Origin of the sequence: Pusillimonas minor, from assembly GCF_014237865.1 — a bacterium.
GTDB classification, from domain to species: Bacteria; Pseudomonadota; Gammaproteobacteria; order Burkholderiales; family Burkholderiaceae_B; genus Neopusillimonas; species Neopusillimonas minor.
This window is the reverse complement of the sequence record NZ_JACJUU010000002.1, coordinates 379,723-405,207: the sequence shown is the minus strand read 5'-3', so window position 1 is coordinate 405,207 and position 25,485 is coordinate 379,723. Positions and strand designations below refer to the sequence as shown.

The 25,485-nt window shown below is 57.7% G+C and carries 23 protein-coding genes; 6 read left to right on the top strand and 17 right to left on the bottom strand.

From position 1 onward, the window contains the following. Positions 1-40: 40 nt before the first annotated feature. Both GTU67_RS04630 and ccsB read left to right on the top strand, forming a co-directional pair. A complete protein-coding gene (locus tag GTU67_RS04630; protein ID WP_185779034.1) occupies positions 41-2,026 on the top strand; it encodes a cytochrome c biogenesis protein ResB in 1,986 nt (661 codons plus the stop codon). A 10-nt stretch (positions 2,027-2,036) separates the two neighbouring features. Beyond that, positions 2,037-3,389 (top strand): c-type cytochrome biogenesis protein CcsB, encoded by a 1,353-nt coding sequence (ccsB, locus tag GTU67_RS04625; RefSeq protein WP_185778961.1) that lies wholly within the window; start codon positions 2,037-2,039, stop codon positions 3,387-3,389. A 122-nt stretch (positions 3,390-3,511) separates the two neighbouring features. On the opposite strand, the gene GTU67_RS04620 is transcribed toward ccsB, so the two are convergent. The 3 genes from GTU67_RS04620 to lptM form a co-directional block, all read right to left on the bottom strand. Beyond that, positions 3,512-6,049 (bottom strand): bifunctional diguanylate cyclase/phosphodiesterase, encoded by a 2,538-nt coding sequence (locus GTU67_RS04620; protein WP_185778960.1) that lies wholly within the window; start codon positions 6,047-6,049, stop codon positions 3,512-3,514. Positions 6,050-6,091: 42 nt separating this feature from the next. Then, positions 6,092-7,357 carry a diaminopimelate decarboxylase gene (lysA, locus tag GTU67_RS04615; protein WP_185778959.1) on the bottom strand — a complete coding sequence of 422 codons (1,266 nt, stop codon included), beginning with the start codon at positions 7,355-7,357 and terminating at the stop codon, positions 6,092-6,094. An 85-nt stretch (positions 7,358-7,442) separates the two neighbouring features. After that, complete coding sequence (lptM, locus tag GTU67_RS04610; protein WP_346726977.1) at positions 7,443-7,640, bottom strand: LPS translocon maturation chaperone LptM; 198 nt, start codon at positions 7,638-7,640, stop codon at positions 7,443-7,445. A gap of 35 nt (positions 7,641-7,675) precedes the next feature. Between lptM and cyaY the strand changes: the two genes are divergently transcribed. Further along, the gene (gene cyaY / locus GTU67_RS04605; protein ID WP_185778958.1) at positions 7,676-8,008 is read left to right on the top strand and encodes an iron donor protein CyaY; all 333 of its coding nucleotides are present in this window, start codon (positions 7,676-7,678) and stop codon (positions 8,006-8,008) included. 91 nt (positions 8,009-8,099) lie between these two features. Here the strand turns inward: cyaY and GTU67_RS04600 are convergent, their stop codons facing one another. Continuing rightward, on the bottom strand, positions 8,100-10,583 hold the full coding sequence (locus GTU67_RS04600) for a penicillin-binding protein 1A (RefSeq protein ID WP_185778957.1): 2,484 nt from the start codon (positions 10,581-10,583) through the stop codon (positions 8,100-8,102). 117 nt (positions 10,584-10,700) lie between these two features. On the opposite strand from GTU67_RS04600, the gene GTU67_RS04595 reads away from it, so the two are divergent. The 3 genes from GTU67_RS04595 to GTU67_RS04585 are packed head-to-tail and all read left to right on the top strand — an operon-like array spanning position 10,701 to position 13,510. Beyond that, complete coding sequence (locus tag GTU67_RS04595; protein ID WP_249417574.1) at positions 10,701-11,276, top strand: shikimate kinase; 576 nt, start codon at positions 10,701-10,703, stop codon at positions 11,274-11,276. Beyond that, positions 11,273-12,361, top strand: coding sequence for a 3-dehydroquinate synthase (gene aroB / locus GTU67_RS04590; RefSeq protein ID WP_185778956.1), 1,089 nt, complete (start codon positions 11,273-11,275; stop codon positions 12,359-12,361). The genes GTU67_RS04595 and aroB overlap by 4 nt, the downstream gene beginning before the upstream one ends. A 9-nt stretch (positions 12,362-12,370) precedes the next feature. Further along, positions 12,371-13,510, top strand: coding sequence for a deoxyguanosinetriphosphate triphosphohydrolase (locus GTU67_RS04585; RefSeq protein ID WP_185778955.1), 1,140 nt, complete (start codon positions 12,371-12,373; stop codon positions 13,508-13,510). 101 nt (positions 13,511-13,611) lie between these two features. Here the strand turns inward: GTU67_RS04585 and dsbD are convergent, their stop codons facing one another. The 13 genes from dsbD to rplO form a co-directional block, all read right to left on the bottom strand. After that, positions 13,612-15,561, bottom strand: coding sequence for a protein-disulfide reductase DsbD (gene dsbD, locus GTU67_RS04580; RefSeq protein WP_185778954.1), 1,950 nt, complete (start codon positions 15,559-15,561; stop codon positions 13,612-13,614). Positions 15,562-15,575: 14 nt separating this feature from the next. Next, entirely contained in the window at positions 15,576-15,908 is a 333-nt protein-coding gene (cutA, locus tag GTU67_RS04575) for a divalent-cation tolerance protein CutA (RefSeq protein WP_185778953.1), read from the bottom strand. Positions 15,909-16,013: 105 nt separating this feature from the next. Next, positions 16,014-18,185, bottom strand: coding sequence for a TonB-dependent siderophore receptor (locus tag GTU67_RS04570; protein WP_249417573.1), 2,172 nt, complete (start codon positions 18,183-18,185; stop codon positions 16,014-16,016). Between the two features lie 265 nt (positions 18,186-18,450). After that, the gene (locus GTU67_RS04565) at positions 18,451-19,623 is read right to left on the bottom strand and encodes an ABC transporter substrate-binding protein (RefSeq protein WP_185778952.1); all 1,173 of its coding nucleotides are present in this window, start codon (positions 19,621-19,623) and stop codon (positions 18,451-18,453) included. A 505-nt stretch (positions 19,624-20,128) separates the two neighbouring features. Then, a complete protein-coding gene (gene rplQ, locus GTU67_RS04560; protein WP_185778951.1) occupies positions 20,129-20,515 on the bottom strand; it encodes a 50S ribosomal protein L17 in 387 nt (128 codons plus the stop codon). A gap of 197 nt (positions 20,516-20,712) precedes the next feature. Continuing rightward, positions 20,713-21,708: a DNA-directed RNA polymerase subunit alpha gene (locus tag GTU67_RS04555; protein ID WP_185778950.1), complete on the bottom strand. Its 996-nt coding sequence runs from the start codon at positions 21,706-21,708 to the stop codon at positions 20,713-20,715. 166 nt (positions 21,709-21,874) lie between these two features. Next, positions 21,875-22,498, bottom strand: a complete 624-nt coding sequence (gene rpsD / locus GTU67_RS04550; RefSeq protein ID WP_185778949.1) for a 30S ribosomal protein S4 — start codon at positions 22,496-22,498, stop codon at positions 21,875-21,877. A gap of 11 nt (positions 22,499-22,509) precedes the next feature. Next, positions 22,510-22,908 (bottom strand): 30S ribosomal protein S11, encoded by a 399-nt coding sequence (gene rpsK / locus GTU67_RS04545; protein ID WP_093971112.1) that lies wholly within the window; start codon positions 22,906-22,908, stop codon positions 22,510-22,512. Positions 22,909-22,922: 14 nt separating this feature from the next. Then, entirely contained in the window at positions 22,923-23,288 is a 366-nt protein-coding gene (gene rpsM / locus GTU67_RS04540) for a 30S ribosomal protein S13 (RefSeq protein WP_093971113.1), read from the bottom strand. A 34-nt stretch (positions 23,289-23,322) separates the two neighbouring features. Further along, positions 23,323-23,436 (bottom strand): 50S ribosomal protein L36, encoded by a 114-nt coding sequence (gene rpmJ / locus GTU67_RS04535; protein WP_003806928.1) that lies wholly within the window; start codon positions 23,434-23,436, stop codon positions 23,323-23,325. A gap of 32 nt (positions 23,437-23,468) precedes the next feature. Continuing rightward, positions 23,469-23,687: a translation initiation factor IF-1 gene (gene infA / locus GTU67_RS04530; RefSeq protein ID WP_014752489.1), complete on the bottom strand. Its 219-nt coding sequence runs from the start codon at positions 23,685-23,687 to the stop codon at positions 23,469-23,471. 6 nt (positions 23,688-23,693) lie between these two features. Next, the gene (gene secY, locus GTU67_RS04525) at positions 23,694-25,019 is read right to left on the bottom strand and encodes a preprotein translocase subunit SecY (RefSeq protein WP_185778948.1); all 1,326 of its coding nucleotides are present in this window, start codon (positions 25,017-25,019) and stop codon (positions 23,694-23,696) included. A gap of 12 nt (positions 25,020-25,031) precedes the next feature. Beyond that, positions 25,032-25,475 carry a 50S ribosomal protein L15 gene (gene rplO / locus GTU67_RS04520; RefSeq protein WP_185778947.1) on the bottom strand — a complete coding sequence of 148 codons (444 nt, stop codon included), beginning with the start codon at positions 25,473-25,475 and terminating at the stop codon, positions 25,032-25,034. Between the last annotated feature and the right edge of the window lie 10 nt (positions 25,476-25,485).

Sequence of the window (25,485 nt, the reverse complement as noted above, 5' to 3'; positions counted from 1 at the left end):
GCGTCAATGGGGCGCAGATTTCCTCGAACTCCTGGGCTCGATGCGCTTTGCCGTCAGCCTGCTGGTGTTCATCTGTGTGGCCAGTATTATTGGCACGGTGTTGCCACAAAACCAGGTTTCGGCCACCTACATCGATCAGTTCGGTCCGTTTTGGTACGCACTCTTCGATACTTTCGCCATCTGGCATGTGTACAACAGCTGGTGGTTTTTGCTGATCATGGCGTTTCTGGTCGTTTCGACCTCGCTGTGCCTGCTACGCAACACCCCAAAAATGGTCAAAGACATGCGCTCGTTTCGCGAGCATGTCCGTGGCAGCAGCCTGCGGGCCTTTCATCACAAAGTCGAAGCCAGCAGCAGCCAGACGGTCGAGGCGGGTGCAGGGCGTCTGCAGCAACTGCTCGAAAAACAAGGCTACAAGGTCAAAGTACGCATCGACGGCGACAGCCGCCTGATCGCCGCCAAGAAGGGGAGCTCCAATAAACTGGGCTATATCTTTGCCCACGCTTCTATTGTCGTCATTTGTGTCGGCGGCATTCTCGACAGCGAGCTTCCGGTTCGCCTGCAGGTGTGGCTGGGCGGCAAAGCGCCCATCACCGAAAACATGCTTATTGCCGATGTCCCCGAATCGGGGCGCCTGTCGGCGGCCAACCCCAGTTATCGGGCCAACATGCTGGTCCCCGAAGGCGGCCAAAGCAGCCACGGCATTGTGTCAACAGGCGAGGGCGTGCTGGTGCAGCCGCTGCCGTTCTCCATCAAGCTGGCCAAGTTCGACGTCGAGTACTACTCAACAGGCATGCCCAGCAGCTTCAAAAGCTACGTCGAAGTCCACGACCCCGAAACCAACGCGCGTTTCGAGCGCGTCATCGAAGTCAATGAACCGTTGCGCTACAAGGGCGTCACGGTGTATCAGTCCAGCTTCGACGACGGCGGCAGCTCGGTCGACTTCAAAGCCTACCCGCTTACCGGCACCGCACGCGACACCTTCGACGTGTCATCCACCGTCGGCGACCGGGCCGACATTACCCTTAACGCCAGCACGCAGCCTACACCGCTGCGCCTCGAGGTCTCCGGCTTGCGCGTCATCAACGTCGAAAACCTTCAGGTCAATGCCGACCCGCAGCCACGTGCTGTGCTCGAGCACGTCGCCTCGGTCACGGGCAGTGCCACCAGCACACGCCAAGAAAACCTGCGCAACGTGGGGCCCAGCGTCCAGTACCGTCTTATTGGCGCCGATGGCCAATCTTACGAATACAACAACTACATGATGCCCATGGTGCTCGACGGCGGGCCGGTATTTCTGGCAGGTGTGCGTCGCAATGCGTCCGACAACTACCAGTACATTCGCATTCCGGCCGACAGCAACAGCTCGCTGAACGCCTTTATGGATTTGCGGGCCGCCCTGAACGACCCGGCACTGCGCAACGAAGCAGCCGTTGCGTTTGCAGCCGAAAACTCGTCCAGCCCCGAACAGCGCGCATTGCTGGAAAGCGCTGCGGCCGGTGCCCTCGAAGCCTTTGCCGCCGGCGGCTTCAACGCCATTCTGGCGCGCGTGCCCGACGCCGAACGCGAGCGCTTCCTGAGCTTTGCCGTCCCCATGATCCAGCTCTCGCTCACGCGGTTGCGCGACATCGACCGCGCTCGCCGGGGGCTTGCGCCCATTAACTACGAAGGCGCCGACGGCCCGCGCGAAACCCAGTGGTTGCAGCAGGCATTGCTGGCGCTGGCCAACCTGACCGACTACCCCGCGCCCGTGCTGCTTACCCCCACCAACTTCAACCACATCGAAGCCAGCGTGTTCCAGGTGGCGCGCAGCCCAGGCAAAAACACCGTATATTTGGGGTGTTTGTTCCTGGTTATTGGCGTGTTTTCAATGTTCTACGTACGCGACCGCCGTATCTGGGTCTGGATACAACCCCAGGGCACGGGCAGCCATTGGCTGGCCGCCATGACATCCCAGCGCCGTAACCTCGACTTCAACCACGAATTCGACCGATTCCAGACAGCCGTCAAAAAGCTGTCGACGTAAGAGGCTCACCATGTCCGATACTTCTGTTTCTTCTCCTGCATGGGATGACGCTATGAGTGCCAGCGGCGACGACCGCGGGCTGCGCGGCAAACCCGACTGGTCCGATATCGCGTTTTTCCTCGTGCTGGCCGCAGGCGCGGCCTGGGCACTGGTTCGCTTCCCCGACAACATGGACATCTACGAGAAGTTCATTCTGGTCGGCACGGTGCCCGGCGTTGCCTGGATGGCGTGGCTATGGCGCCCGCTGCGCACCTTGTTCATTGCCGCCGGGGTCAGCGCGCTGTTCGCCATCTGGCTTTACGCGGCTGGCGGCCCCATCGACCAGGGCGACATCACGCGGGCCGAATCGGTATTCTTCCTGAAGTATCTGTTCTCGTCACAGTCTGCCATCCTCTGGATGTGCGCGCTGTTCGTGCTGGCCACGGTGTGCTACTGGGCGGGGTTTTTCAGCAAAACCTCGGCCTGGATGGGTACGGCCTTAACCTGGGGCGCCGTATATGCCGGCACCACCGGCATGCTGGTACGTTGGCGCGAGGGCCATTTGCTGGGCCCCGACATCGGCCATATTCCGGTCAGCAATCTCTACGAAGTCTTCGTGCTGTTTGCCATTATCACGGCGCTGTTCTACCTGTACTACGAACGTCGCTACGCCACGCGCGCGCTGGGCGGCTTTGTGCTGCTGGTGGTCACATCATCGGTTATTTTCCTGCTGTGGTACACCTTCACGCGGGACGCCTTCGAAATCCAGCCTCTGGTGCCAGCACTTAAAAGCTGGTGGATGAAAATCCACGTGCCGGCCAACTTCATCGGGTACGGCACCTTCTCGCTGGCTGCCATGGTGGGCTTTGCGTATCTGGTCAAAGAGCACGGCGAAACCAAGTCGCGTAAAAAGCTCATTCCGCTGTTTTTGCTGGGCGCCATTCTGTGCGCCGAGCCGCTCATGTTCGGTTCGCGCGAACTGTCGCCCACCTGGATGCTTTACTTCGGTTTGGGCGCGGTCATCGTCGGCACTATCCTGGCGTTTCGCGGGCCCATCGCCAAAAGCCTGCCCTCGCTCGAGATCCTCGACGACATCATGTACCGGGCCATTGCCATTGGCTTTGCGTTCTTTACCGTCGCCACCATTTTGGGGGCGCTGTGGGCAGCCGACGCATGGGGCACCTACTGGCAATGGGACCCTAAAGAAACCTGGGCGCTTATTGTGTGGCTTAACTATGCCGCCTGGCTACATATGCGGCTCATGAAGGGCCTGCGCGGCGCTATGGCCGCCTACTGGGCGCTGGTTGGCCTGGTCATCACCAGCTTTGCCTTCCTGGGCGTCAACATGTTCCTGTCGGGGCTGCACTCGTACGGCGAGCTCTAAGGCATCGAAAGCCGGCGTCTGCATACGCCGGCGTACTTCACGCGCATAAACAAAAAGCCGGGGTATTCCCGGCCATCCTGTTTCCTTTACCTTTCGAGCATTCGTGCAGTGTAGCCCCCGTCTTACAGGGTTCGACTGGAATCGTCTGGGTTGGGCTGCACATAGTAGCCCACAAACTGCCGCGTTTTGTGATCATCGATAAAGCCGGCACTGCTGGAAGCATGAGGAATCAAGTCGGGCGACTGCGGCTGCGAAATGACATAACCCTGCACGTAATCGACACCCAGGTCTTTCAGGGTACGCAGGGTAGGGATATCTTCCGCCCATTCGGCAATGGTGAACATGTTCAGGCTTTGCGCCAGCGTCACAATGGCGCGCACAATGGCTACATCGGTGGGGTGGTCATTCATGCTGCGAATAAACGCACCATCGATCTTCAATGCATTGGCCGGCAATTGCTTAAGGTATGCAAACGACGTGTAGCCGGCGCCAAAGTCGTCTAGCGCCACACGCGCCCCCAGGCTTTGCAAACGCGTAATAAAACTGCGCGTACTGGCCAAATCGTGCAACGCCACCGTTTCGGTAATTTCTACCAGCAGCTTGCGGGCCACATGAGCGTAACGCTCGAACGTGGCAAAAAACTCTTCAACAAAGGGCTCGTCATTTAACGACATGCCGCTTAAATTGACGCAAACAAACGCCGTGTTGTCGAGCTTGCCCGCGTTTTCGTCGAGCCAGCTTAATGTTGTGTTGACCACCCAGCGGTCAATCTGGCTCATGACACCGCTTTCTTCGGCCGCCGCAATAATTTTGCCGGTGGGCACCAACCTGCCATTGCGATCGTGCTTGCGCAACAAAACTTCGAAATTCAGCGAGCTAAAAGGGTCGCTTAACGACATGATAGGCTGCATCACCAGTGACAGGCCGTCGGGCGAGAACCCGCTGTTGAATTCGCGCAGCAACCGCAGCTCCTGGCCTTGCTCGGCCAACTGGCGGGCATCGTGGCGCTGTACCATCACCTGGCCCGTTTGCGACGTGCGCGCCATGCGAGCGGCGCGCTTGGCCACCACAATCGCATCTTCGGGCTCAAGATGGGCGTGCTCAAGCTCGACCAGACCCATAGAACACTTGAACTTGAAAGGTGCACCGCCAATCATCAGTGGGCGCACCAGCAAATCGTCGATGATTTTCTGGGCCAGCTCACGGGCCTTTTCGAGCGTGACATTGGTAAAGAACAACAAAAATTCGGAGCCGGTCAGCCGGCCCATCTGACCATTCAGACCTAATATTTCTTTGACGCGCTCGCAGATTTGCCGCAGTACATCGTCGCCCACAGCTTTACCGTAAAGGTTGTTGACGGTTTTTAAAGAGTTGAGCTCGAGGTAACCCAATTTGTAGGTCTCGCACTCTGCCATGCGTTCAAGGCTTGCACGCAACTCGGCGTCGATGCCCTGATGGTTCAGCGTATCGGTGAGCGGGTCGCGATTGGCCTGCATGCGCAGTTGTGAAATCGCATCGGCGTGGCCGGTGATATCTTGCAGCGAACCTTCGATCTGGTCGTTCTCCAGCACTGCCTTAACCCGATACGAACTGCGCTTCTGGTCGGGCGACTGGCGCAGATTCTGCATTTCAAGCTCAACCTCGCCATCGCGCTCCAGGTGATCGACCAGCTTGATCCAGGCCTGACGGCCGAAGTGGTTTTCCCATAAGGCATGCTCGCCTTCAAGGTTGGCCACCCCCAACATAGACAGCAGCGCCGGGTTGGCCCGCGTCAGGGCGCCGTTCATGGAAAGGGTGAACAAGCCCACCGGGGCGACGTTGTACACGCGGCTAAGTTCGGCCTGCGCCTTGATGCGATGATGACGCTCTTTGCGTTCGCTATTGGCAATCACCAGCGCAATCAGCAAACTGGACACAAACGCCGCCGCAATGTGCATGACAGTGTCGTCGAACAGCTGGATATGCAGGGCCGAGGCAAACAGGCCCATGGCCCCAGAACCAATGGCAATAACTACAGCCAGGGTCACGCTATACCAAACGGCCTCGATGGCGCGCGTTAAACGAATGACCTGAACCAGCAAAAACACGACCAAGGCAATAGAGGCGCCCACCACGGCCCACATAACGGACAAAAACTGATCGTAAGGCAACGCCAATGCGGCTACCAGCAACACCACGCCCGAGAAACGGCCCACGGCCTGCAACCGGGCATAGCCAATTTGGGCCAGTTCGGCGCGGAACAGTTGCGTGAACAGCGCATAAGTGAGGATGTAATACAGCGCAATGGTGACCGAGCGCATTAACGGCACCAGCGTGAGGGGTACCGCCTGGCCCAGCCAGAGCGTATCCCAGCCCATGGACAATGCCGTCAGCCGCAAATTGCCGACCAGCCAACCCGCAAACAGCACATACAGCCATTTACGGCTGGCTGCAGCCACTAGCAATAAGGCCAACGATAGCGCCAGCACTACGCCTTCGAGCATGGGGATGGCCTGAAACGCGCCCGAGGCAAAATAACTGACCCGCCCCCAGTAGATGAGCGTACCCAGCGCAAACAGCACCACCACAAAGGGGACGGTGTACGCGGCAAACGCACTCAGCAGGCGATCGAGGCCGACCTCGGTTGACTTAGCCTGCGTTTGGTCTTGCGCTGGTTTCATGCCGCTCAAAATACAACCATCCTGCTCCCCGAGCTTGCTGCGTTAATCGAGTACGACTTCATGTTCAAAAAGGCTTTCGAGCTTCTCGCGTGGGCGCACCACAGTAACGGTATCGTTATCGACCATGACCTCGGCCGCGCGCGGACGGGTATTGTATTGACTGGCCATGGTAAAGGCATAGGCCCCTGCGGACATAATTGCCAGCACGTCGCCCTGCGCCAGGGCCAGGCTACGGTTGCGGGCCAGCCAGTCACCGCTTTCGCAAATGGGGCCAACAATATCGTAGGTTTGCACTTGCCCGCCAACCGGCGTCACGACCTGTTCAACACTGTGCCACGCATCGTAAAGCGTAGGGCGGATCAGATCGTTCATGGCTGCATCGACAATAGCGAAGTTTTTAGCATCGGTATGTTTCAGATATTCGATGCGTGTGAGTAACACACCCGCATTGCCCACCAGCGAACGCCCCGGTTCGAGCACAATTTGCAAATGCCCGAAACCTTGCGCATCGAGCTTCTCGAATACTTTGTCGAGCAACATTTTGGGCGTCAGCGGCGTTTCGTCGGTGTAACGAATACCAATGCCACCGCCCAGGTCGAGGTGACGGATATTAACCCCCAGGCCTGCCAAATGCTTGATAAGCACCAGCAATTTATCGAGCGCATCAAGATAAGGACTGACTTCGGTGATTTGCGAGCCGATATGGCAATCGACCCCGACAATGTCGAGGCTGCCGTACTGCTTGGCACGCTGATACACGCCGGGAGCGTCTTCGATGGCAATGCCGAACTTGTTTTCTTTCAGGCCGGTAGAAATATAAGGGTGGGTCTGGGCGTCGACATCGGGATTGACGCGCAACGAGACCGGCGCCACCTTGCCCATGTCTTGGGCCACCTGGGCCAGGCGCTCGAGTTCGGGCTCGGACTCGACGTTAAAACACTTTACGCCGGCCTTAAGCGCGGCGCGCATTTCCCATTCTTGCTTGCCGACCCCCGAAAACACCACTTTGCCGGCATCGCCGCCAATGGCCAGCACGCGCGCCAGTTCGCCGCCCGACACGATATCGAAGCCAGACCCAAGCTTGCGAAACTCGTTTAAAACAGCCAGGTTGGAGTTGGCTTTCATGCCATAACACACCAGCACGTTGCGGCCAGTAGCCGCTTGCTGATACGCCCCCCAGGCATCGTGCAGCGCCTTTTTTGAATAGACGTACAGCGGGGTGCCGAAGCGCTCTGCCAGTGTGGTCAGGGGAACGTTCTCGGCGTGAAGCACACCCTGATGAAACGCAAAATGGGGGGATACGGTCATTGTGAAGCTTTTATTACAATTAACAAAAAACAGCGTCTAATCATATCAATGATCAGACGCCGGTAGGGGTTTTAACATACGAGGGTTAACGCGATGTTGCAGGCCCTTCAGACATGTTTTGAGGGGCCGGTGGCGGTTGCGTCAGCGCCGGGTCGGGGGCCTCGGGGGGCGGCATATAAAGCGCCCCTTTGTATCCACAGGCAGCCAACGTCAAAAACATGGCCATGCTGGCTACAATGCGGGTAACCGATGCCGCGGTTGTCGATATACAAGTCGCGCGCATAAATTCATACTCCAAAAGCTTTGCAGGTAGCCATTATGACCGAAACAGAATTTCTTGCACGCAGTGAAGCCATCCTGGACCACCTCGAAAGCCAGTCTGACGACTGGGTGTCGCTTTACGACATCGACGTCGAGGCCAACCGCAGCGGCAACGTGTTAACGCTGATTTTTGACAACAGCATTCATGTGGTCATCAACAGCCAGGCACCCATGCAAGAAATGTGGGTAGCAGCGCGCAGCGGAGGCTTTCATTACCGTTTCGATGGCGCGCATTGGGTCGATACCCGCGGCGGCCCGAACATGGCCGAAGCGCTTTCGCAAATTTGCACCGAAGCCTGTGGCGGGCACCCTATTAAAGTGGTGGTGTAACCGGCCAAACCGCCAGGGCGACCCCAGGCAAGCCGTGCACTTCAGTGCGCAGGCCCACGGCCGCACGCCGCAGTGCGGCCCCGCGGGGCGGCTAGAACTGCACCCGCTGGGGCTGTGCGGCTTCGGGCGCGGGGCCATACGATGGCCGGCCACCGCCCAACTGGTCTAATAAGGCACCAATACCGTCAGACCCGACCGGCGCGGCCCCGCTTGGCGTAGCACCTTGTGGAATCTGGCCATTCAGCATGAGCTCTTCGGGCGATGGCAAGCCAACGCGCGCCACGGCCTTGCCCGGCGGGAATTCGGCAAAGTAGAAATCACCGCCTTCGCGCATCAAGCCCTCGGGCAACGGGCCTGGCTCGGCCACGGGCTGGTCTTTAAGCGCGACACGCATGTAGTCGAGCCAGATCGGCAACGACGCGCCGCCACCGGTTTCGCGTGAACCCAACGAACGCGGCTGATCGAAGCCCATCCAGGCAACGCCCACAATTTTTGGCGTGAAGCCAGCAAACCAGGCGTCGTGAGAGTCGTTGGTCGTACCGGTTTTACCGCCGACATCGGGGCGTTTCAGGTCGCGCGCCAAACGCGCTGCGGTGCCCTGGCGGGCAATGCCGCGCATGATGTCGTTCATGACGTAGGCCGTACGGGGGTCGATGACGCGTGCGGCCGCGTCTCCGGCCACCACAGGCTTGGCCTGCATAATGACCTTGCCATCGGCATCGGTCACGCGGTCGATGAGGTAGGGCGGCACCCGATAGCCCCCGTTGGCAAACACCGAATAGCCGCCGGCCAGCTGCAACGGCGTTACGCCACCGGCCCCCAGGGCCAGGGGCAATACTGCGGGGTTACGCGCGCGTTCGAAACCAAAGCGGGTGATGTAGTCTTGCACGTACTGCGGGCCAACCGCTTGCATGATGCGGATAGACACCATGTTTTTGGATTTGTACAAACCCTCGCGCAGGGTCAGCATGGGCTCGTAGGTATTGCCGTAATTTTTAGGCTCCCAGGCTTTCGAGCCGGTTTGCTCGGCCGTTAAACGGAAGGGCTCGTCGGACACCTGGGTGGCGGGCGTCATGCCGCGCTCGAGCGCGCTGGCATAGATAAACGGCTTGAAGGCCGACCCGGGCTGACGCCAGGCCTGTGTCACCCGGTTGAACTGCTCTTCGAAGTCGAACCCGCCCACCATGGCCCTGATGGCGCCATCTTGCGGGCGCAACGCCACAAAAGCCGCCTGCACCGAGGGGCGGTTTAACAGTTCCCAGGTGTCGCCATTTTTACGGATATACACCACCGACCCGCGAGAAATACGGACATCGGCCTTGGCATTTTTAACGAGGCCCCGTGCCACCACCTTGAGGGCCGACTTATCGGTGATTTCGACGATTTGTTCAGGGCTACGCGCCACGACGACCTTGTCTGGCGCGGCAGACAACACCAGACCCACCAGCAAATCATCACTGTCGCGGTATTTATCCTGGATTTTTTCAAGCACAGCGTCGAACTGCTCGGCATTGTTTTCTATACCGTCGGGCAAGTCGATGGTTTCTTCGGGCCCGGGGTAAGGCGCACGGCGGGTGTAGTCGAGAATGCCGTTGCGTACGGCCTCGTAGGCTTGCTGCTGCTCTTTTGAGTCGATGGTCGTGTAGATGTTGAACCCACGCGAATAGATGTTGTCTTGGTAAACCGTAAACAACAACTGACGCGCCAGCTCGGCCGCGTATTCGGCATGAATGGCATAACCACCCGCCGGCGTGCCCGGCGCCGACTTGAGCACAATGGGCTGGTCAGCGGCCTGCTGATATTCTTCGGGGGTGATGTAGCCCAGGTCGCGCATACGGCCCAGCACATACATTTGGCGTGATTTGGCACGCGACATATTGGCAATAGGGTTAAACCGCGATGGCGCCTTCGGGATACCGGCCAGCATGGCGGCTTCGGCCAGCGTGATGTCGGGCAGCGGCTTGCCAAAATACGTGCGCGATGCCGCCGCAAACCCGTACGAACGATGCCCCAGGTAAATCTGGTTCATGTACAAATCGAGGATCTCGTTTTTAGATAACGTGGCTTCGATTTTGAACGTCAGCAACAGCTCGTAGAACTTGCGGGTGTAGGTTTTTTCGGAAGACAAATAGAAGTTGCGCGCCACCTGCATGGTAATGGTGCTGGCGCCTTGCGTTTTGGCCATGTTGACCAAATTGGCCAGTGCAGCGCGCCCGACGCCCATCCAGTCGATACCGCTGTGCTGGTAAAAGCGGTCGTCTTCGGCCGCCAAAATGGCTGACTTCATGACATCGGGGATCTCGTTGAACCGCAGCACGTTGCGCCGCTCTTCGCCGAATTCGCCGATCAGGACCTTGTCGGCCGTGTAGATGCGCAGGGGCACGCGCGGCCGGTAATCGATCATGGCCGACAAGTCGGGCAGGTTGGGCCAGGCCAGTGCCAACGCCAACGACCCCAACAGTGCGCCACACAAGCCCAGGCCGGCAAAAAACACGGCCGTTTTTATCAGAAAACGCCGGACCCAATGATTTGATTCGGGGGCCGCGTTTTTGGAAGATTTTGCAGATGAACTCATTTAAGGGCGATTTTAAGTCGGGGATGAATCAGACTATGATGGGTGCTTCAGGTTTATGTAACAGTTTAATGCAGCACCCGCGACCACTGGCCCGTTGGCTAGTGGGATAATACACAAATGAACGACACGACACGCAACCTTGCCGAACCCTGCGTGGCGGCTTTGCCGCACAACCACCCCATTTTTTTGGTGGGCATGATGGGCGCCGGCAAAACAACCATTGGGCGCAGCCTGGCCAAAATGCTGGGCCGCGAATTTATCGACCTTGACCAAGCCATCGAAGCCCGCTGCGGCGTGCCGGTTTCACATATCTTTGAGGTCGAAGGCGAAGAAGGGTTCCGTAAACGCGAAACCCTGATGCTCGACGAATACTCTCGGCAGCCGGGTATTGTACTGGCCACAGGCGGTGGTGCGGTGCTTGCGGCGCAAAATCGACACATGCTGGCCGAGCGCGGTGTGGTTGTTTACTTACGCGCCTCCGACGACGAGCTCTATCGTCGTGTCGCCAAAGACCGCAATCGCCCGCTGTTGCAAACCGCCAATCCGCGTGCCCGCGTCACCGAACTGCTTGCCCAGCGCGCACCGCTCTACGAAGAAGTCGCCCACGTGGCGTTCGACACGGGCAGCATGCCCATTGCCCAGGCCGCCGGTGCGCTGGTTCAATTGCTTAAATCAACTACTGTTCCATCATGACCACAACTGTCAACGTTGCCACACCCGGTGGGCATTATCCTATCCATATCGGCACCGGTCGCCTCGACCACCTTCACGAAAGCGTGCCCGCCGATGTCACCGCCATCGCACTTGTCACCAACCCCACGGTGGGCGACCTGTACGCCAAAAGGGCGATCGCCGCTTTGCAAAAATCAGGCAAAACCGTCATTACCATTACGCTTCCCGACGGCGAAACCTACAAAGACTGGCAAACACTTAATCTCATTTTTGATGGCTTGTTACAAAACCGCCTCGATCGCAAATGTCTGCTGGTCGCCTTGGGCGGCGGCGTTATCGGCGATATGGTCGGCTTTGCCGCATCCGCCTATATGCGCGGCGTGCGATTTTTGCAGGTGCCCACCACGGTGCTGTCGCAGGTCGACTCATCCGTCGGCGGCAAAACGGCCATCAATCACCCGCTGGGTAAAAACATGATCGGCGCGTTTTACCAACCCATCGCGGTCGAAATCGACATCGATGTTCTGCACACGCTGCCCGAACGCGAAATCTCCGCCGGCCTGGCCGAGGTCATCAAGTATGGTTTGATTATCGACGCCGCCTTTTTCGATTGGTGCGAAGCCAACGTCGCGGCATTGCGCGCCCTGGATCCCGACGCCATTCGCTACGCCATCCAGCGTTCGTGCGAACTTAAGGCCTATGTGGTCGGCCAGGACGAACGCGAATCGGGCCTTCGCGCCATACTTAACTTTGGCCACACCTTTGGGCACGCCATTGAGGCCGGCATGGGGTACGGCGAATGGTTGCACGGCGAAGCCGTGGGCTGTGGCATGGTACAGGCGGGTGCCTTGTCTGCCGCCACCACCGGGCTCGATGCCGACAGCGTCAAGCGTATTCACGACCTGGTACAGGCCATTGGCTGCCCGGTCGTTCCGCCCAACCTGGGTACCGAACGCTGGGTTGAACTGATGCAAGTAGACAAAAAAACCGAGGGGGGCCACCTGCGCTTCGTGCTTCTGCCTAAAATAGGCCAGGCCGTTGTACAAGGCGCCCCCCTTAATGTGGTGCGCGACGTCTTGCATAAAACGGCGGTACCGGTTTTATAAGGAGCTTGAATGGCGGTGTTGGCCCCGTATGCATGTCGTCCAGAACAGTCCCGGGGCCGGGTTCATCCCGAAGCACCGCCTGCGGGCCGCACCGAGTTTCAACGCGACCGCGACCGCATCATTCATTGCAATGCCTTCAGGCTGCTCGAGTACAAAACCCAGGTCTTCATCAACCACGAGGGCGACCTGTTCCGTACGCGCTTAACGCATAGTATCGAGGTCGCGCAAATTGCCCGCAGCCTGGCCCGCAACCTGGGCCTGCACGAAGACCTGACCGAGGCCATTTCGTTGGCCCACGACCTGGGCCACACCCCATTTGGCCATGCCGGCCAAGACGAGCTTAATGCCTGCATGCGCGAACTGGCGCCCAGCGCCGGCGGCTTCGAGCACAACCTGCAAAGCCTGCGCGTGGTCGACACCCTTGAAGAACGTTATGCGGCGTTCAATGGCCTGAACCTTTGTTTTGAAACCCGTGAAGGCATACTTAAACATTGCTCGTTAAAGCATGCGCGGCAACTGGGCGCCATTGGCGAACGCTTTGTGCTGCGGCAGCAACCCTCTTTAGAGGCGCAAATTGCCAACCTGGCCGATGAAATCGCCTATAACAACCACGACATCGACGATGGCCTGCGCTCGGGGTTAATCACCATCGAACAACTGCAAATGCTGGAAATCTTCGCCACGCATCATGCACAGGTCACGCGCCGCTACCGCAACCTTGACCGCAAACGTGTCATTGCCGAAACGATACGGGCAATGATCAACACGCTGATTATCGACCTGACCGACACTACGCAGGCCAACATCAGGCAGCACCAGCCCGACAGCCCCGATGCCGTCAGGCGCTGCCCGCCACTGGCGGCATTTTCACCCCCTGTGCGGGCGCAAGCCGACGCCCTGAAACGCTTCTTGCTTGAAAACCTGTACCGGCATCATCAGGTCATGCGTATGACAACCAAAGCGCGCCGTATTGTGCGCGAACTGTTCATGGCTTACCTGAACGAGCCGCGGCTGTTGTCAAAAGAGTACCGGCGCGATAACGACGCCGAGCAGGCGCGTGCGATTGCCGACTATATTGCCGGCATGACCGACCGCTACGCCATTAAAGAACACCGTGAGCTGTTCCAGATGAACGGCGCCCAGGTGTAAGCCCCGCAAGCCAACCAGCAAGCTCTGGTACACAGATAGGCAACAGCTAACTTACCCAGCCTCAGGCCACCAAAAACGCCCGGCCGGGTTGCGCCAGCCGGTTAGTTTTCTGCGGCCAAAGCCCGCTGCAACACTACCGCAAAATCAGGGGCTTTCATGAAGCCCACCACACGCTCGTCAGCCAATTGCTGGCCATTGGCCTTGAAAAACATGATGCCGGGCGGCCCAAACAAACTGAAGCGGCGCAACAGCGCACGATCGTCGTCGGTATTTTTGGTGACATCGGCCTGAACCAGCACAAACTGTTGCATCAGGCCCGCAACGGTGGGGTCGGTAAAGGTGAACCGCTCCATTTCAATGCACGACACACACCAGTCGGCGTAAAAATCAAGCAACACCGGGCGATTGCTGTTAGCCAGCAGGTGATCGAGCTCTTGTACCGAAGCCACCTTGACGAACTGCGACTTAATATTTGCCGGCCCCGGCCCGGCCAGCGTTTGCCCGTTTGACGACGCATTGCCCAACGCCGGCACACCACCTGTTAAACCCGTGTTTGCTGCCGGCCCTGAAGCCTGCTGCGCCGCCAGGCCCGGCAAAGGTTGAAGCACACTGTAAGTGCCACTCGCGACACCCACCAGCATCAAGACCGCCCATACCGCCAGCACTGCACCGCAGGCCTTGCGCAAATACGCCCAGACGCCGGCGTCAACCCGACGGAACATACCCAGAAGAACGGCCGTCCACATCGCCAGGACGACCCAGCCCAAGACCATCGCGATATCGGGCAATACCGGGTTCAGCATCCACCAGGCGGTAGCCAGCAGCATGACGCCAAACGCCTGGCGCACACCTTCCATCCAGGGCCCGGCCTTAGGTAGCAGGGCCCCCGAGCCGGCGCCCAGCACCAGCAACAACAGGCCCTGACCCCAAGCCAGTGCAAACAAGGCGCTGCCGCCCAATATCCAGTCGCCCGTTTGCGAAATGAACAACAGCACGCCAGCCAACGGAGCCGCCACACACGGCCCGACAATGAGCGCCGACAACAGGCCCATGACGAATGCGCCGCTGTAGTGGCCGCCTGGTATACGCGACAACCGTTCGCTGAGCGCTGATTGCCATTGCGAGGGCGCCTGAAAGTTATAGACATTGAACATGGCCAAGGCGAGCAACGCCAGCAACAAGGCAAAGGCCGACAACACCCATGGCGTTTGCAGCCAGGCCGCCAGGCCGGCACCGACCAGGCCCGCCGCCACACCCATGGCGGTATAAAGCAGCGATACCCCCAGCAAATACACGGCAGCCAGCGACAGACCACGCCAACGCCCCGGTGGTGCGCCCGTGCCCTGACTGCCGGCAATAACCGCCAGCACAATGGGCACCATGGGCAATACACAAGGCGTAAAGGTCAGCAGTACACCCAGCACCAACGCCAGGGCAATAATCGTGACCGCATCGGCCTGCGCCAGGTACCCCGCCAGGCCCATATCGGTGGACTGTAGGGCAGCCGCAAACGTGGTTTTGTCGGCAGGGTTGACGATGGTCGACAACGGCTCGGGGACGACGTCTGTCGCACCCGGGCCCGATACGGTGTAGCCATTAGCACCGGGCGAAAGCGTAAGGGATTTGGTGATGGGCGGGTAGCACAAGCCGGCGTCGGCACACCCCTGGCTGGTGATGTCTAGCGTTTGAGGCGCCGAAGCGCCGGGCTTGAGCGGCACGACCAGCGTGACCTGCCGGTAATAGACCTCGAGATCTTCGCCAAACGTTTCATCGAACTTCACCAGCCCCGGCGGGAAGGCCACGGCCCCGACCAGATCGGGGTCGGGCTGGCTGGCCAGCGTAAACCGCGTCCGGTACATATAGTATTCGGGGGCAATTTTGTAATGTATGCGTAGTTCGTGCGGGCCGCTCATGGCTGCCGACATGACGAAGGCTACATCGGGATCAAGAAAGTCTTCTTGTGCGTTTGCGGGCGTAATGACCATGTGGCCAACCGCCGCCAGCAACCCGATGAACAGTAGCAATAACCGGGCGTAAAACCTGTGCAACATGAGGTGTCCTGCAGTTATGAATCGATAGGGCGCGTTTGCGCACGCACCCAGTCAATATAAGCTTCGTGACCGCCGATGACGGGCAAAACCAGCACTTCAGGCACCTGGTAGGGGTGCAACTCACGAATTTTTTGTATGACGTCGGGAACACGCGCCTGCGTTGTTTTTATGGTGAGAGGGGTCTCTTCGGTACCCTCGAGCACCCCTTGCCACATATACATGGACAACCCAGGCGCGCCAAGGTTCACGCAGGCGGCCAAGCCGTCTTCAACCAGATAATGGGCAATGCGCTTGGCCAGCAGGGTGTCGGGGGCGTTGGTAAGAATCACAACCAGGTCGGTATTCATGGGCGCTCGCTACGCAGCCCGTGGGCTACGGGCAACGCAGTCAAGTTTAACCCAGGCCCGACGCGCTCACCCCGGGCCTGGCGGGGTGCTACCCCTGCCTTACCCTTAAAAACGCATCGACGCCGTCAAGCTGACGGTGCGCGGGTCACCCGCTTTGATGTAGTTTTCGTACTGGTACATCCAGTATTTGCGGTTGGTCAGATTATCGACGGCAAGCCGGAACGTCGTGTCGTAACCCTGGATACGCGTCTCGTAGCTGGCGCCAACATTTACCAAGGTGTAGGCATCGACCGACAGGTTGTTTGAAGGCCGCAGGGGGCTGCTGCCGGTGTATTTGGCATCAACCGTCAGGCGCAGCCCCGGCACTTGCGGCACCTGATACGCAATTTGTGCGGCGGCCACAAAGCGAGGCGCCCCAACCACACGCTGGCCAATATTATTCAGGCCCTTGGTGTATTCGGCGTTCAGCCACATCAGGTTGGTGCCAATGGTCCAGTGACGCGCCAGCGTTTTGGTCGCACCCAGCTCAATACCCTGGTAAACCGACTCACCGTCTTGTACCAACCGGTTCCCGCTATCTGTAAACTGTGCGGCCTTTTCGATACGGAACAACGCCGCCGTTGCGGCCCAGTCGTCGTGATCGGCCTTTACGCCCACTTCGTACTGACGGCTTTTTAGCGGGTCGAGCAATTCGCCGGTATTGGCATATCCCGTACCTACCTGCGTGCCCGGCTCTAGCGCCTCGATGTAGCTGGCATAGGCCATGGTTTGCGGCGTTATTTTGTACATGACCGCCAACGTGGGGGTCAGTACACCGGTCTTGCGGTAGTTCGAGCTGACCCGTCCGTTTGTCCCGTAACCGACCTGATCATAGTTGGTGTAGCGCAGCCCGGCCAATACCGACCAGCGGTCGGATAAGGTCAGCGTATCGCTGACGAACAACGACTTCTGTGTAATGACGCCGGCCCGGTACATGTTCAGGCTGCCCATGGTGCCGCTCGTGTAATAAGCGTTGTTGTTTTGAGTCCATAACGAACCCGTACCAATTTTGCTGTACACACCCGACCCGGCATAGTCGTTCTTTTGCTCTTGCCAGCTCACCCCTGCCGTCAAGTCGTGGCTGATGCCGCCAGTGCTAACGCGACCCGACACCGACCCCTGCCAGTTGTTGAAGGTGTAATGTTCGCCATAGTCAGATCGGTAGTCGTCGTAGTTGCCGGCCTGGTCACGCAAAAACAGCACCGCCTCGGCGCGCCGCGTACGTGTTTTGGCATAGCTGTAATCGACGCGTGCCGTCCAGTCAGACGCCAGTGCGTATTCCAGCCCCGTCGCGTAATACTGAAACTCGTTGTCCAGGTATGTGCCCGGGCCAACCAGTCGATTGTCGTCAGCCCTCACAGGCGACGGCAAGCTGTCGCCGGCATAACTGCTTAAACGGATGGTGGGGTCGGCGTCGTTGGCCTTGCGACGCTGATACATAGCCTGGAAGTCCCAGGTCAGCCGGTCGGTAAGCCGCGCATCAAGCGCCAGCGACACGGCTTTTTTGTTTACGGCGCCTTTGTTGTAGGTTTCTCCGTCTTCGTGGGTGGCGGCTATACGGTAGCCAAAGGTATCGCCCTCGCCAGCGCGCCCACCTATATCAAACGTTTGACGCCATAACGACTGGGTTCGATAGCCCAGGCTGACTTCGCGGACATCGCCCTGAACGGGTGGCTTTTTGGTCACAAAGTTGATCAGCCCACCCGGCGCACTATAGCCAAACAAAAACCCGCTGGCCCCCTTGAACAACTGAACCTGGTCGAGCAGCTCGTAAGGCAGGGTGGTGGCATAGCTCATGAAGGGCTTGCCGTCGATCTTGTAGGCGTTCTGCCAGTCGATCGGCAAGCCGCGTATGGTGACATAGTTCGCCCAAGCGCCATTCTGACTGCTGTTGTCGGCCACTGAAGCGTCCAGCGCAAATACATCGCCCAGTTTGGTGGTTTGCCGCTGTGCCAGCATTTCGGCATTTACCACCGTTGTAGAAAACGGCGTTTCGAGCTGGGTTCGGTTGCCAAGGGCGCCGGCCGCCACGGGCGCGCCCAGCTGTTGCAGCGTGTTGTCGGGCGCAACGCCGCGTACCGTGACGCCGGGCAACTGGCGCACTGCATTGTCTGTCGCATCAGCCTGCTGGGCGGCCGCGACTTGCGCACCGCCCATCCCGATGACCATAGCCACAGGCACAACACGTGCAGATGTTTTGCAAAGCAGCCGACGCCGCCTTGAATACGTCTTTGTCATTTCAACCCCTATTGTTTGTTTTGTGTAGGCCTCCGATTTTATATCATTAATAAGAATGAGATCAATTCTCATTACATATTAAGCGTAGCGGCAGACTTGGTACCCCCTGGTCATTGGGGCCGTTCATCATTTATGCGTCTGACGCAACGGCAACAACGAGGCTTTTAAGCCGCCGGCCTCGCAAAAAAAACCCCGCTGCACTGCAGCGGGGCTTTAAACAGACAACACACACAACGGGGAATACCGCGCTATGTCGCGCCGGTATTTAGTTCATTTTGCACTCGGCGGCAAAGACGTCTTTTTGCATTTCGAGTACTTTACGGACAACTTTAGGTGCCAGCTCGCCCTTGTCGTTGCGAGCGATCTGGATCAGGTAGTAGTCTTGAATAGGATGATGGTTGGTGTCGTAAGCAAAATTGCCGCGAACCGACTGGAATTCGGCCTTGCGCATGGCATCGCGGAATGCGTCGGCTTTAGACATGTCGCCACCGTTGGCTTTAAGGCCAGCACCGATGGAATTTGCGGTGTCGTAGGCCAATGCCGCGTAGTGCGTTGGGGTACGGCCATATTCGGCTTCGAAGGCCTTGACGAATTCGGCATTGCCGGGGACGTCGAGGCTAGGCGCCCACAATGCAACGGTGTACAGGCCTTCGGCTGCATCGCCAGTGGCTTTAAGCATGCGCAAGTCCATCGAGAACACGGGCAGAACCATAGGAATGGTTTTGTTCAGGCCAGAGGCAGCATACTGTTTGGCAAAGTTAATACCCAGGCCACCGGGGTGGAACTGATAAATCGCGTCGGGTTTCATGTCGCGGATGCGCGCCATCTCGATGGAGAAGTCGGACTGATCGAGCTTGGTGTAGATTTCGGCAACGACTTCGCCTTTGAACTGGCGCTTGAAACCGGCAAGCGCATCGCGGCCGGCCTGGTAATTAGGTGCCAACAACACAACTTTTTTGTAGCCCAGCTCGTTGGCGGCAGCGCCACCGGCAGCATGAACGGCCGAGTTTTCGAACGAGGTTACGAAGTAGTTTTTATCGCAACGCGAGCCGGCGAAAGGCGACGGACCGGCGTTGGGGCTGACAAAGAAGCCGCCAGCGCCTGTAATAGAGGGCACGATTGCGGTAGAAACGTTAGAGAAAATAGGGCCCGAGAACAGGCGAATACCGTCAGCAACCATGCGGTCGACGATTTGCTTGCCGTTGGCCGGCTTAAGGCCGTCGTCTTCGGCAATAACATTAACCGCTACGCCACCCAACTTGCCGCCGCCTTGCTTGACCGCCAGGTTAAAGCCGTCGCGGGCGTCTTCACCCAGATAGCCCGCAGGGGTGCTAAGCGTGGTGATAAAACCGATACGAACCGGCTCTTGTGCCTGGGCGGATGCGCCCAACGCCATCATGGCCGAAGCCACACAACCTAATGCGAGTTTTTTCAGCATTTACTACTCCTTTGAAATTAATTTCAGTGAAGGGCGGCAAATTGTTATTGATGAAAATGTGCCACCCGTTCCATTCAATCTGAAACACCTGTGAAGCTTATTGGTTTTTATTTCTGACGACAACATGAATGGGGCAGGGTTTTCCCCGGAATCTTGAAAAAAAGTTGAAACTTGAACTACTTTTCATGGAAATTGTTCGACAATGACCCGAAAACGGCACCGTTTGGGGCTTACCAAGCAACGAAATTTAGACTTCAAATATTATTTCTGCGCATCACGTTATACAGCGCCGAACAAGCTCTTTATGTGTGCATCCCAATTTTTCTGGCCACATTGGGTCGTACATATTGGCTACGTCAGCTGCATCCGAACACCCGACGGCGTCTAGCCCCGTTCAATGCACGTTAGCTGCACACTCAGTCAGCCATAAAAAAACCCCGCTGCTTGTGGCAACGGGGTTTTAAAAATCGGCAGAATCAAAGCCCTGCCAGACTCGCATCAGCGCTTATTCAGCGTCTTCAGCCTGTTCGACTTGAGGACGATCGACCAGTTCCATGTAGGCCATGGGGGCGTTGTCACCCTGACGGAAACCCATTTTAAGAACACGGGTGTAACCACCGTTGCGCTCTTTGTAGCGGGGACCGATTTCGGCGAAAAGTTTGACGACGGCGTCGCGGTCACGCAGGCGGGCAAACGCAAGGCGCTTGTTAGCCAGTGTGGGCTCTTTACCCAAAGTGATCAGGGGTTCGACAACGCGGCGCAATTCTTTGGCTTTGGGCAACGTGGTTTTGATGGCTTCGTGAGTAATCAGCGAAACGGCCATGTTGCGGAACATTGCCAAACGGTGGCTGCTGGTGCGGTTAAGTTTACGTAATCCACTACGGTGACGCATGATATTTCCTTTGAATCTTGTGGCCCTGCACCGGCATTGCCGGCACATGGCACGGTTGAACAGCTCTTCTATCGGTAGTTAACCCGCGGGCTGTTGGTAAAAAAGCCCGGCAAACCCAATGCCTGCCGTGCAAAAACAATACACCAGATACTGCGCGACGCCTACCTGAAACGCAGGGGCCGCGCCGTACGCCGGTATTAAGGACGCTCGAGACCCAGGGGTGGCCAGCTTTCCAGCTTCATGCCCAGTGTCAGGCCGCGCGCAGCCAGTACTTCTTTGATTTCGTTAAGCGACTTACGGCCCAGGTTAGGCGTTTTAAGCAGCTCGTTTTCGGTGCGCTGGATAAGATCACCGATGTAGTAAATGTTTTCGGCTTTAAGGCAGTTGGCCGAGCGAACGGTAAGTTCGAGATCGTCGACCGGACGCAGCAAGACGGGGTCGATCTGTTCTTTGCTACCGCGTGTACCGGTGGCTTCGGTAGCGGCTTCGCCGGCGCCTTCAAGGGCGGCAAATACCGAGATCTGGTCCATAAGCAAACGAGCCGACTGACGTACCGCTTCTTCGGGCGAAATGACGCCGTTGGTCTGGATGTCGAGAATCAGCTTGTCAAGGTCGGTGCGCTGTTCGACACGGGCGCTTTCGACAGCATAGCTGACGCGGCGGATAGGGCTGAACGATGCGTCGAGAACAATGCGGCCGATCGTATGCTGGCGGTCTTCAGAAAGTGCACGTACGTTACCGGGTACATAGCCACGACCTTGCTCAACCTTGATCTGCATCTCGAGGACGCCTTCTTCGGTCAGGTTGGCGATGACGTGGTCGGGGTTGATGATCTCGACGTCATGGGGCAATTCGATGTCGCTGGCCAATACCGCACCGGCGCCTTGCTTGCGCAGCGTGAGGGTGACTTCTTCGCGGTTGTGCAGCTTGAACACCACGCCTTTCAGGTTCAGCAGAATGTCGACGACGTCTTCGCGCACGCCAGGCAAAGTGGAGTATTCGTGCACAACACCGGTAATTTGTACTTCGGTGGGGGCGTAGCCAACCATGGAAGACAGCAAAATACGGCGAAGGGCGTTACCCAGGGTATGACCATAACCGCGTTCGAAGGGCTCCATGATGACTTTGGCGTGGTTCTTGCCAACGGACTCGACTTCGATAGAACGGGGTTTAAGCAAAGCTTGTGACGACATAAAGGTTCCTTTTCAATACCCTCGGCTCGTTACACCGATAAGGCTGACGGACGTAGAAACGCCGGGTGCATTGACGATATGACACACGGCGCGGGAAAACACTGCAAAGCCCACTTTTCGGAAAAGACCAAAAAGTGGGCTGTTGTCTGAGACTGCAGACGGCAGATTAACGCGAATACAATTCAACAACCATCGACTCGTTGACGTCGCGGGCGACATCAGCGCGGTCGGGGGCTTGCTTGAACGTACCGGTCAGTTTGTTGGTGTCGACTTCAACCCACTGAGGGAAACCGATACCAGCAGCGAGATCGAGCGCTTCGCGGATACGACCTTGCGATTTGGCTATTTCGCGAACAGTAATGACGTCGCCAGCCTTGACGATCATGGAAGCGATGTCGGCTGTGCGGCCGTTCACTTCGATGGCGCGGTGGTTAACCAACTGACGTGCTTCAGCGCGTGTCGAGCCAAAGCCCATGCGGTATACCACGTTGTCGAGGCGCGATTCCAGCAACTGAATCAGGGTCTCGCCAGTGTTACCACGGCGACGCTCAGCTTCAGCGAAATACTTGCGGAATTGCTTCTCGAGAACGCCGTACATACGCTTGAGCTTTTGCTTTTCGCGCAGCTGCAGACCGTAGTCGGACGTACGAGCACCCGAAGTGCGGCCGTGTTGGCCAGGCTTCGATTCGATCTTGCATTTGGAATCGAGCGAGCGACGGGCGCTTTTCAGAAAGAGGTCGGTACCCTCGCGACGCGAGAGCTTGCATTTAGGTCCAATGTAACGTGCCATGATGCTTCCTATTAAATGCGACGGCGCTTGGGCGGACGGCAGCCATTGTGCGGAACGGGTGTGATATCGGAGATGCTGGTGATCTTGATACCCAGAGCGTTCAGCGCGCGCACCGACGATTCACGACCAGGACCAGGGCCCTTGATACGGACTTCAAGGTTCTTGATGCCGTATTCGAGGGCGGTACGGCCTGCCGACTCGGCAGCCACCTGTGCGGCGAACGGGGTCGATTTACGCGAACCCTTAAAGCCGGCACCACCCGATGTTGCCCACGACAGAGCGTTGCCCTGACGATCGGTGATCGTGATGATTGTGTTGTTGAAAGAAGCGTGAACGTGCGCAATGCCGTCCGACACGACCTTCTTGATTTTTTTGCGTACGCGCGAAGCGCCGCTATTTGCTTTCGCCATCTTCTAGTCCTCGATTATTTCTTCAGGGAAGCAGCTGCGCGACGCGGCCCTTTACGGGTACGTGCGTTGGTGCGGGTACGCTGACCACGCACTGGCAGACCACGCTTGTGGCGCAAGCCACGGTAGGTTCCCAGGTCGATCAGACGTTTGATAGAGAGTTGTACTTCACGACGCAGGTCGCCTTCGACCGTGAACGAGCCAACTTGTTCGCGAATACGCTCGAGCTCTTCATCGGTGAGGTCTTTCACTTTTTTCGAGTGCTCGATGCCGGACGCGTCACAAATTTGACGGGCACGGGTCGGGCCAATACCGAAAATTGCGGTAAGACCGATTACGGCGTGTTTGTGCGGCGGAATGTTGATGCCAGCAATACGGGCCATGACTGTTCCTTGTTAAATCTGTTACGTTTCGGCTTTAGCCTTGACGCTGCTTGTGACGGGGATCGGTGCAGATAACACGTACCACGCCGTGACGTTTGATAACTTTGCAATTACGGCAAATTCGTTTTACCGATGCCATTACTTTCATGGTTGACTCCTAGTTTCCTTAAGCCGGGCCGCTTATTTAGAGCGGAAAACAATTCTGGCACGCGACAGATCATAGGGCGTGAGCTCCACTGTGACCTTGTCACCCGGCAGAATCCGGATGTAATGCATGCGCATCTTGCCTGAAATATGGCCTAACACCACATGACCGTTTTCGAGCTTGACGCGAAAAGTTGCGTTGGGCAGGTTCTCGACTACTTCACCCTGCATCTGAATGACGTCATCTTTTGCCATTTCTGGTTACCGCATAGGTAGACCCGCGCCCTTGAAGTTGGCCTTCTTGAGCAGCGAATCGTACTGGTGGGACATCATGTAGGACTGAACCTGTGCCATGAAATCCATTGTCACCACCACAATAATCAAGAGGGAAGTGCCACCGAAGTAAAACGGGACATTCCAGCGCATCTGCATGAACTCGGGCAACAAGCACACGAGCGTAATGTAGATGGCACCAACCAGGGTAAGGCGCATCAGGATCTTGTCGATGTAACGCGCGGTTTGATCACCTGGACGGATACCTGGAATGAAGGCACCACTCTTTTTCAGGTTGTCTGCGGTCTCGCGGCTGTTAAACACCAGGGCCGTGTAGAAGAAGCAGAAGAAAATGATTAAAGCCGAGAACAGGGTAATGTAAAGCGGCTGCTGAGGCGACAGGGCGGCAGCCAGATCGCCCAACCAGCTCATGCTGGGGTTGGCCGAAAACCAGCTGGTTACCGTGGCGGGCAGCAAAATAAGCGACGAAGCGAAAATGGGAGGAATAACACCCGCCATGTTCAGCTTGAGCGGCAAATGCGAGCTTTGACCACCGTACACTTTATTGCCAACCTGGCGCTTGGCATAGTTGACCGTAATACGACGCTGTCCACGTTCGACGAAGACAACGAAGTAAGTAACGGCAACCGCCAGAACCAGAATAAACAGGGCCGACAGGATTGACATGGCGTCGGTACGTACCAGATCCATCAGACCCGACAATGCGCTGGGCAAGCCCGCCACAATACCGGCGAAAATCAGGATGGAAATACCGTTACCCAGACCGCGCTCGGTGATTTGCTCGCCCAGCCACATGACAAACATGGTGCCGGTAACCAGCGTTACCACCGCCGTAAAGCGAAACACCATACCCGGGTCGATGACCAGACCGGGCTGGGACTCGAGCGCAACCGCAATACCCACCGCCTGAACCAGTGCCAGAAGCACCGTGCCATAACGGGTATATTGGGTTATCTTGCGACGACCTGCCTCACCTTCTTTCTTGATGGCCTCGAGCGTAGGCACCACCGACGACATCAGCTGCATAATGATGGATGCAGAAATGTACGGCATGATCCCCAGCGCAAGCACCGAGAAACGTTCGAGGGCGCCACCCGAGAACATGTTGAACAAGCCCAAAATGCCGCCAGAATTAGACTGGAACATTTCGGCCAATGCGTCTGGGTTGATGCCCGGCACAGGCACATGCGTACCCAGCCGGTAAACCACCAGGGCGAGCAACAAGAACACGAGACGGCGTTTCAAGTCGCCGTAGCGTGGACCTGCTTTACTCTGTGCCTGAGCTTTAGCCACCCGTTACCCCTTTTATTCAGCCAGCGAACCGCCGGCCGCTTCGATAGCGGCACGAGCACCCACTGTCGCCGAAACGCCCTTGAGTGTGACTTTGCGGGAGAGTTCGCCCGACTTGATGACTTTGACGTAACGAACGCCTTGGCCAATCACACCAGCTTGCTTCAGAACCTGGACGTCGATGTCGTCGACGGGCAGGCTTTGCAGCTCGGACAAACGGACTTCGGCGTGCAGGTGACGGCCAAGCGGCGTGAAACCACGCTTGGGCAAACGACGGTACAAAGGCATTTGGCCGCCTTCGAAGCCGACTTTATGAAAGCCGCCCGAACGCGATTTTTGACCTTTGTGACCACGACCACCTGTTTTACCCAGGCCCGAGCCAATGCCACGGCCTACGCGGCGCTTGGCATGCTTGCTACCAGGAGCAGGTTGCAACGTATTCAATTGTGTTTCTGACATCTCGATTCCT

Bases quoted from the DNA above. Each gene is read 5' to 3' on its own strand.
- GTU67_RS04630 (WP_185779034.1), top strand. From the start codon at position 41: ATGCGCTTTGCCGTCAGCCTGCTGGTGTTCATCTGTGTGGCCAGTATT.
- ccsB (WP_185778961.1), top strand. From the start codon at position 2,037: ATGTCCGATACTTCTGTTTCTTCTCCTGCATGGGATGACGCTATGAGT.
- GTU67_RS04620 (WP_185778960.1), bottom strand. From the start codon at position 6,049: ATGAAACCAGCGCAAGACCAAACGCAGGCTAAGTCAACCGAGGTCGGC.
- lysA (WP_185778959.1), bottom strand. From the start codon at position 7,357: ATGACCGTATCCCCCCATTTTGCGTTTCATCAGGGTGTGCTTCACGCC.
- lptM (WP_346726977.1), bottom strand. From the start codon at position 7,640: ATGCGCGCGACTTGTATATCGACAACCGCGGCATCGGTTACCCGCATT.
- cyaY (WP_185778958.1), top strand. From the start codon at position 7,676: ATGACCGAAACAGAATTTCTTGCACGCAGTGAAGCCATCCTGGACCAC.
- GTU67_RS04600 (WP_185778957.1), bottom strand. From the start codon at position 10,583: ATGAGTTCATCTGCAAAATCTTCCAAAAACGCGGCCCCCGAATCAAAT.
- GTU67_RS04595 (WP_249417574.1), top strand. From the start codon at position 10,701: ATGAACGACACGACACGCAACCTTGCCGAACCCTGCGTGGCGGCTTTG.
- aroB (WP_185778956.1), top strand. From the start codon at position 11,273: ATGACCACAACTGTCAACGTTGCCACACCCGGTGGGCATTATCCTATC.
- GTU67_RS04585 (WP_185778955.1), top strand. From the start codon at position 12,371: ATGGCGGTGTTGGCCCCGTATGCATGTCGTCCAGAACAGTCCCGGGGC.
- dsbD (WP_185778954.1), bottom strand. From the start codon at position 15,561: ATGTTGCACAGGTTTTACGCCCGGTTATTGCTACTGTTCATCGGGTTG.
- cutA (WP_185778953.1), bottom strand. From the start codon at position 15,908: ATGAATACCGACCTGGTTGTGATTCTTACCAACGCCCCCGACACCCTG.
- GTU67_RS04570 (WP_249417573.1), bottom strand. From the start codon at position 18,185: ATGACAAAGACGTATTCAAGGCGGCGTCGGCTGCTTTGCAAAACATCT.
- GTU67_RS04565 (WP_185778952.1), bottom strand. From the start codon at position 19,623: ATGCTGAAAAAACTCGCATTAGGTTGTGTGGCTTCGGCCATGATGGCG.
- rplQ (WP_185778951.1), bottom strand. From the start codon at position 20,515: ATGCGTCACCGTAGTGGATTACGTAAACTTAACCGCACCAGCAGCCAC.
- GTU67_RS04555 (WP_185778950.1), bottom strand. From the start codon at position 21,708: ATGTCGTCACAAGCTTTGCTTAAACCCCGTTCTATCGAAGTCGAGTCC.
- rpsD (WP_185778949.1), bottom strand. From the start codon at position 22,498: ATGGCACGTTACATTGGACCTAAATGCAAGCTCTCGCGTCGCGAGGGT.
- rpsK (WP_093971112.1), bottom strand. From the start codon at position 22,908: ATGGCGAAAGCAAATAGCGGCGCTTCGCGCGTACGCAAAAAAATCAAG.
- rpsM (WP_093971113.1), bottom strand. From the start codon at position 23,288: ATGGCCCGTATTGCTGGCATCAACATTCCGCCGCACAAACACGCCGTA.
- rpmJ (WP_003806928.1), bottom strand. From the start codon at position 23,436: ATGAAAGTAATGGCATCGGTAAAACGAATTTGCCGTAATTGCAAAGTT.
- infA (WP_014752489.1), bottom strand. From the start codon at position 23,687: ATGGCAAAAGATGACGTCATTCAGATGCAGGGTGAAGTAGTCGAGAAC.
- rplO (WP_185778947.1), bottom strand. From the start codon at position 25,475: ATGTCAGAAACACAATTGAATACGTTGCAACCTGCTCCTGGTAGCAAG.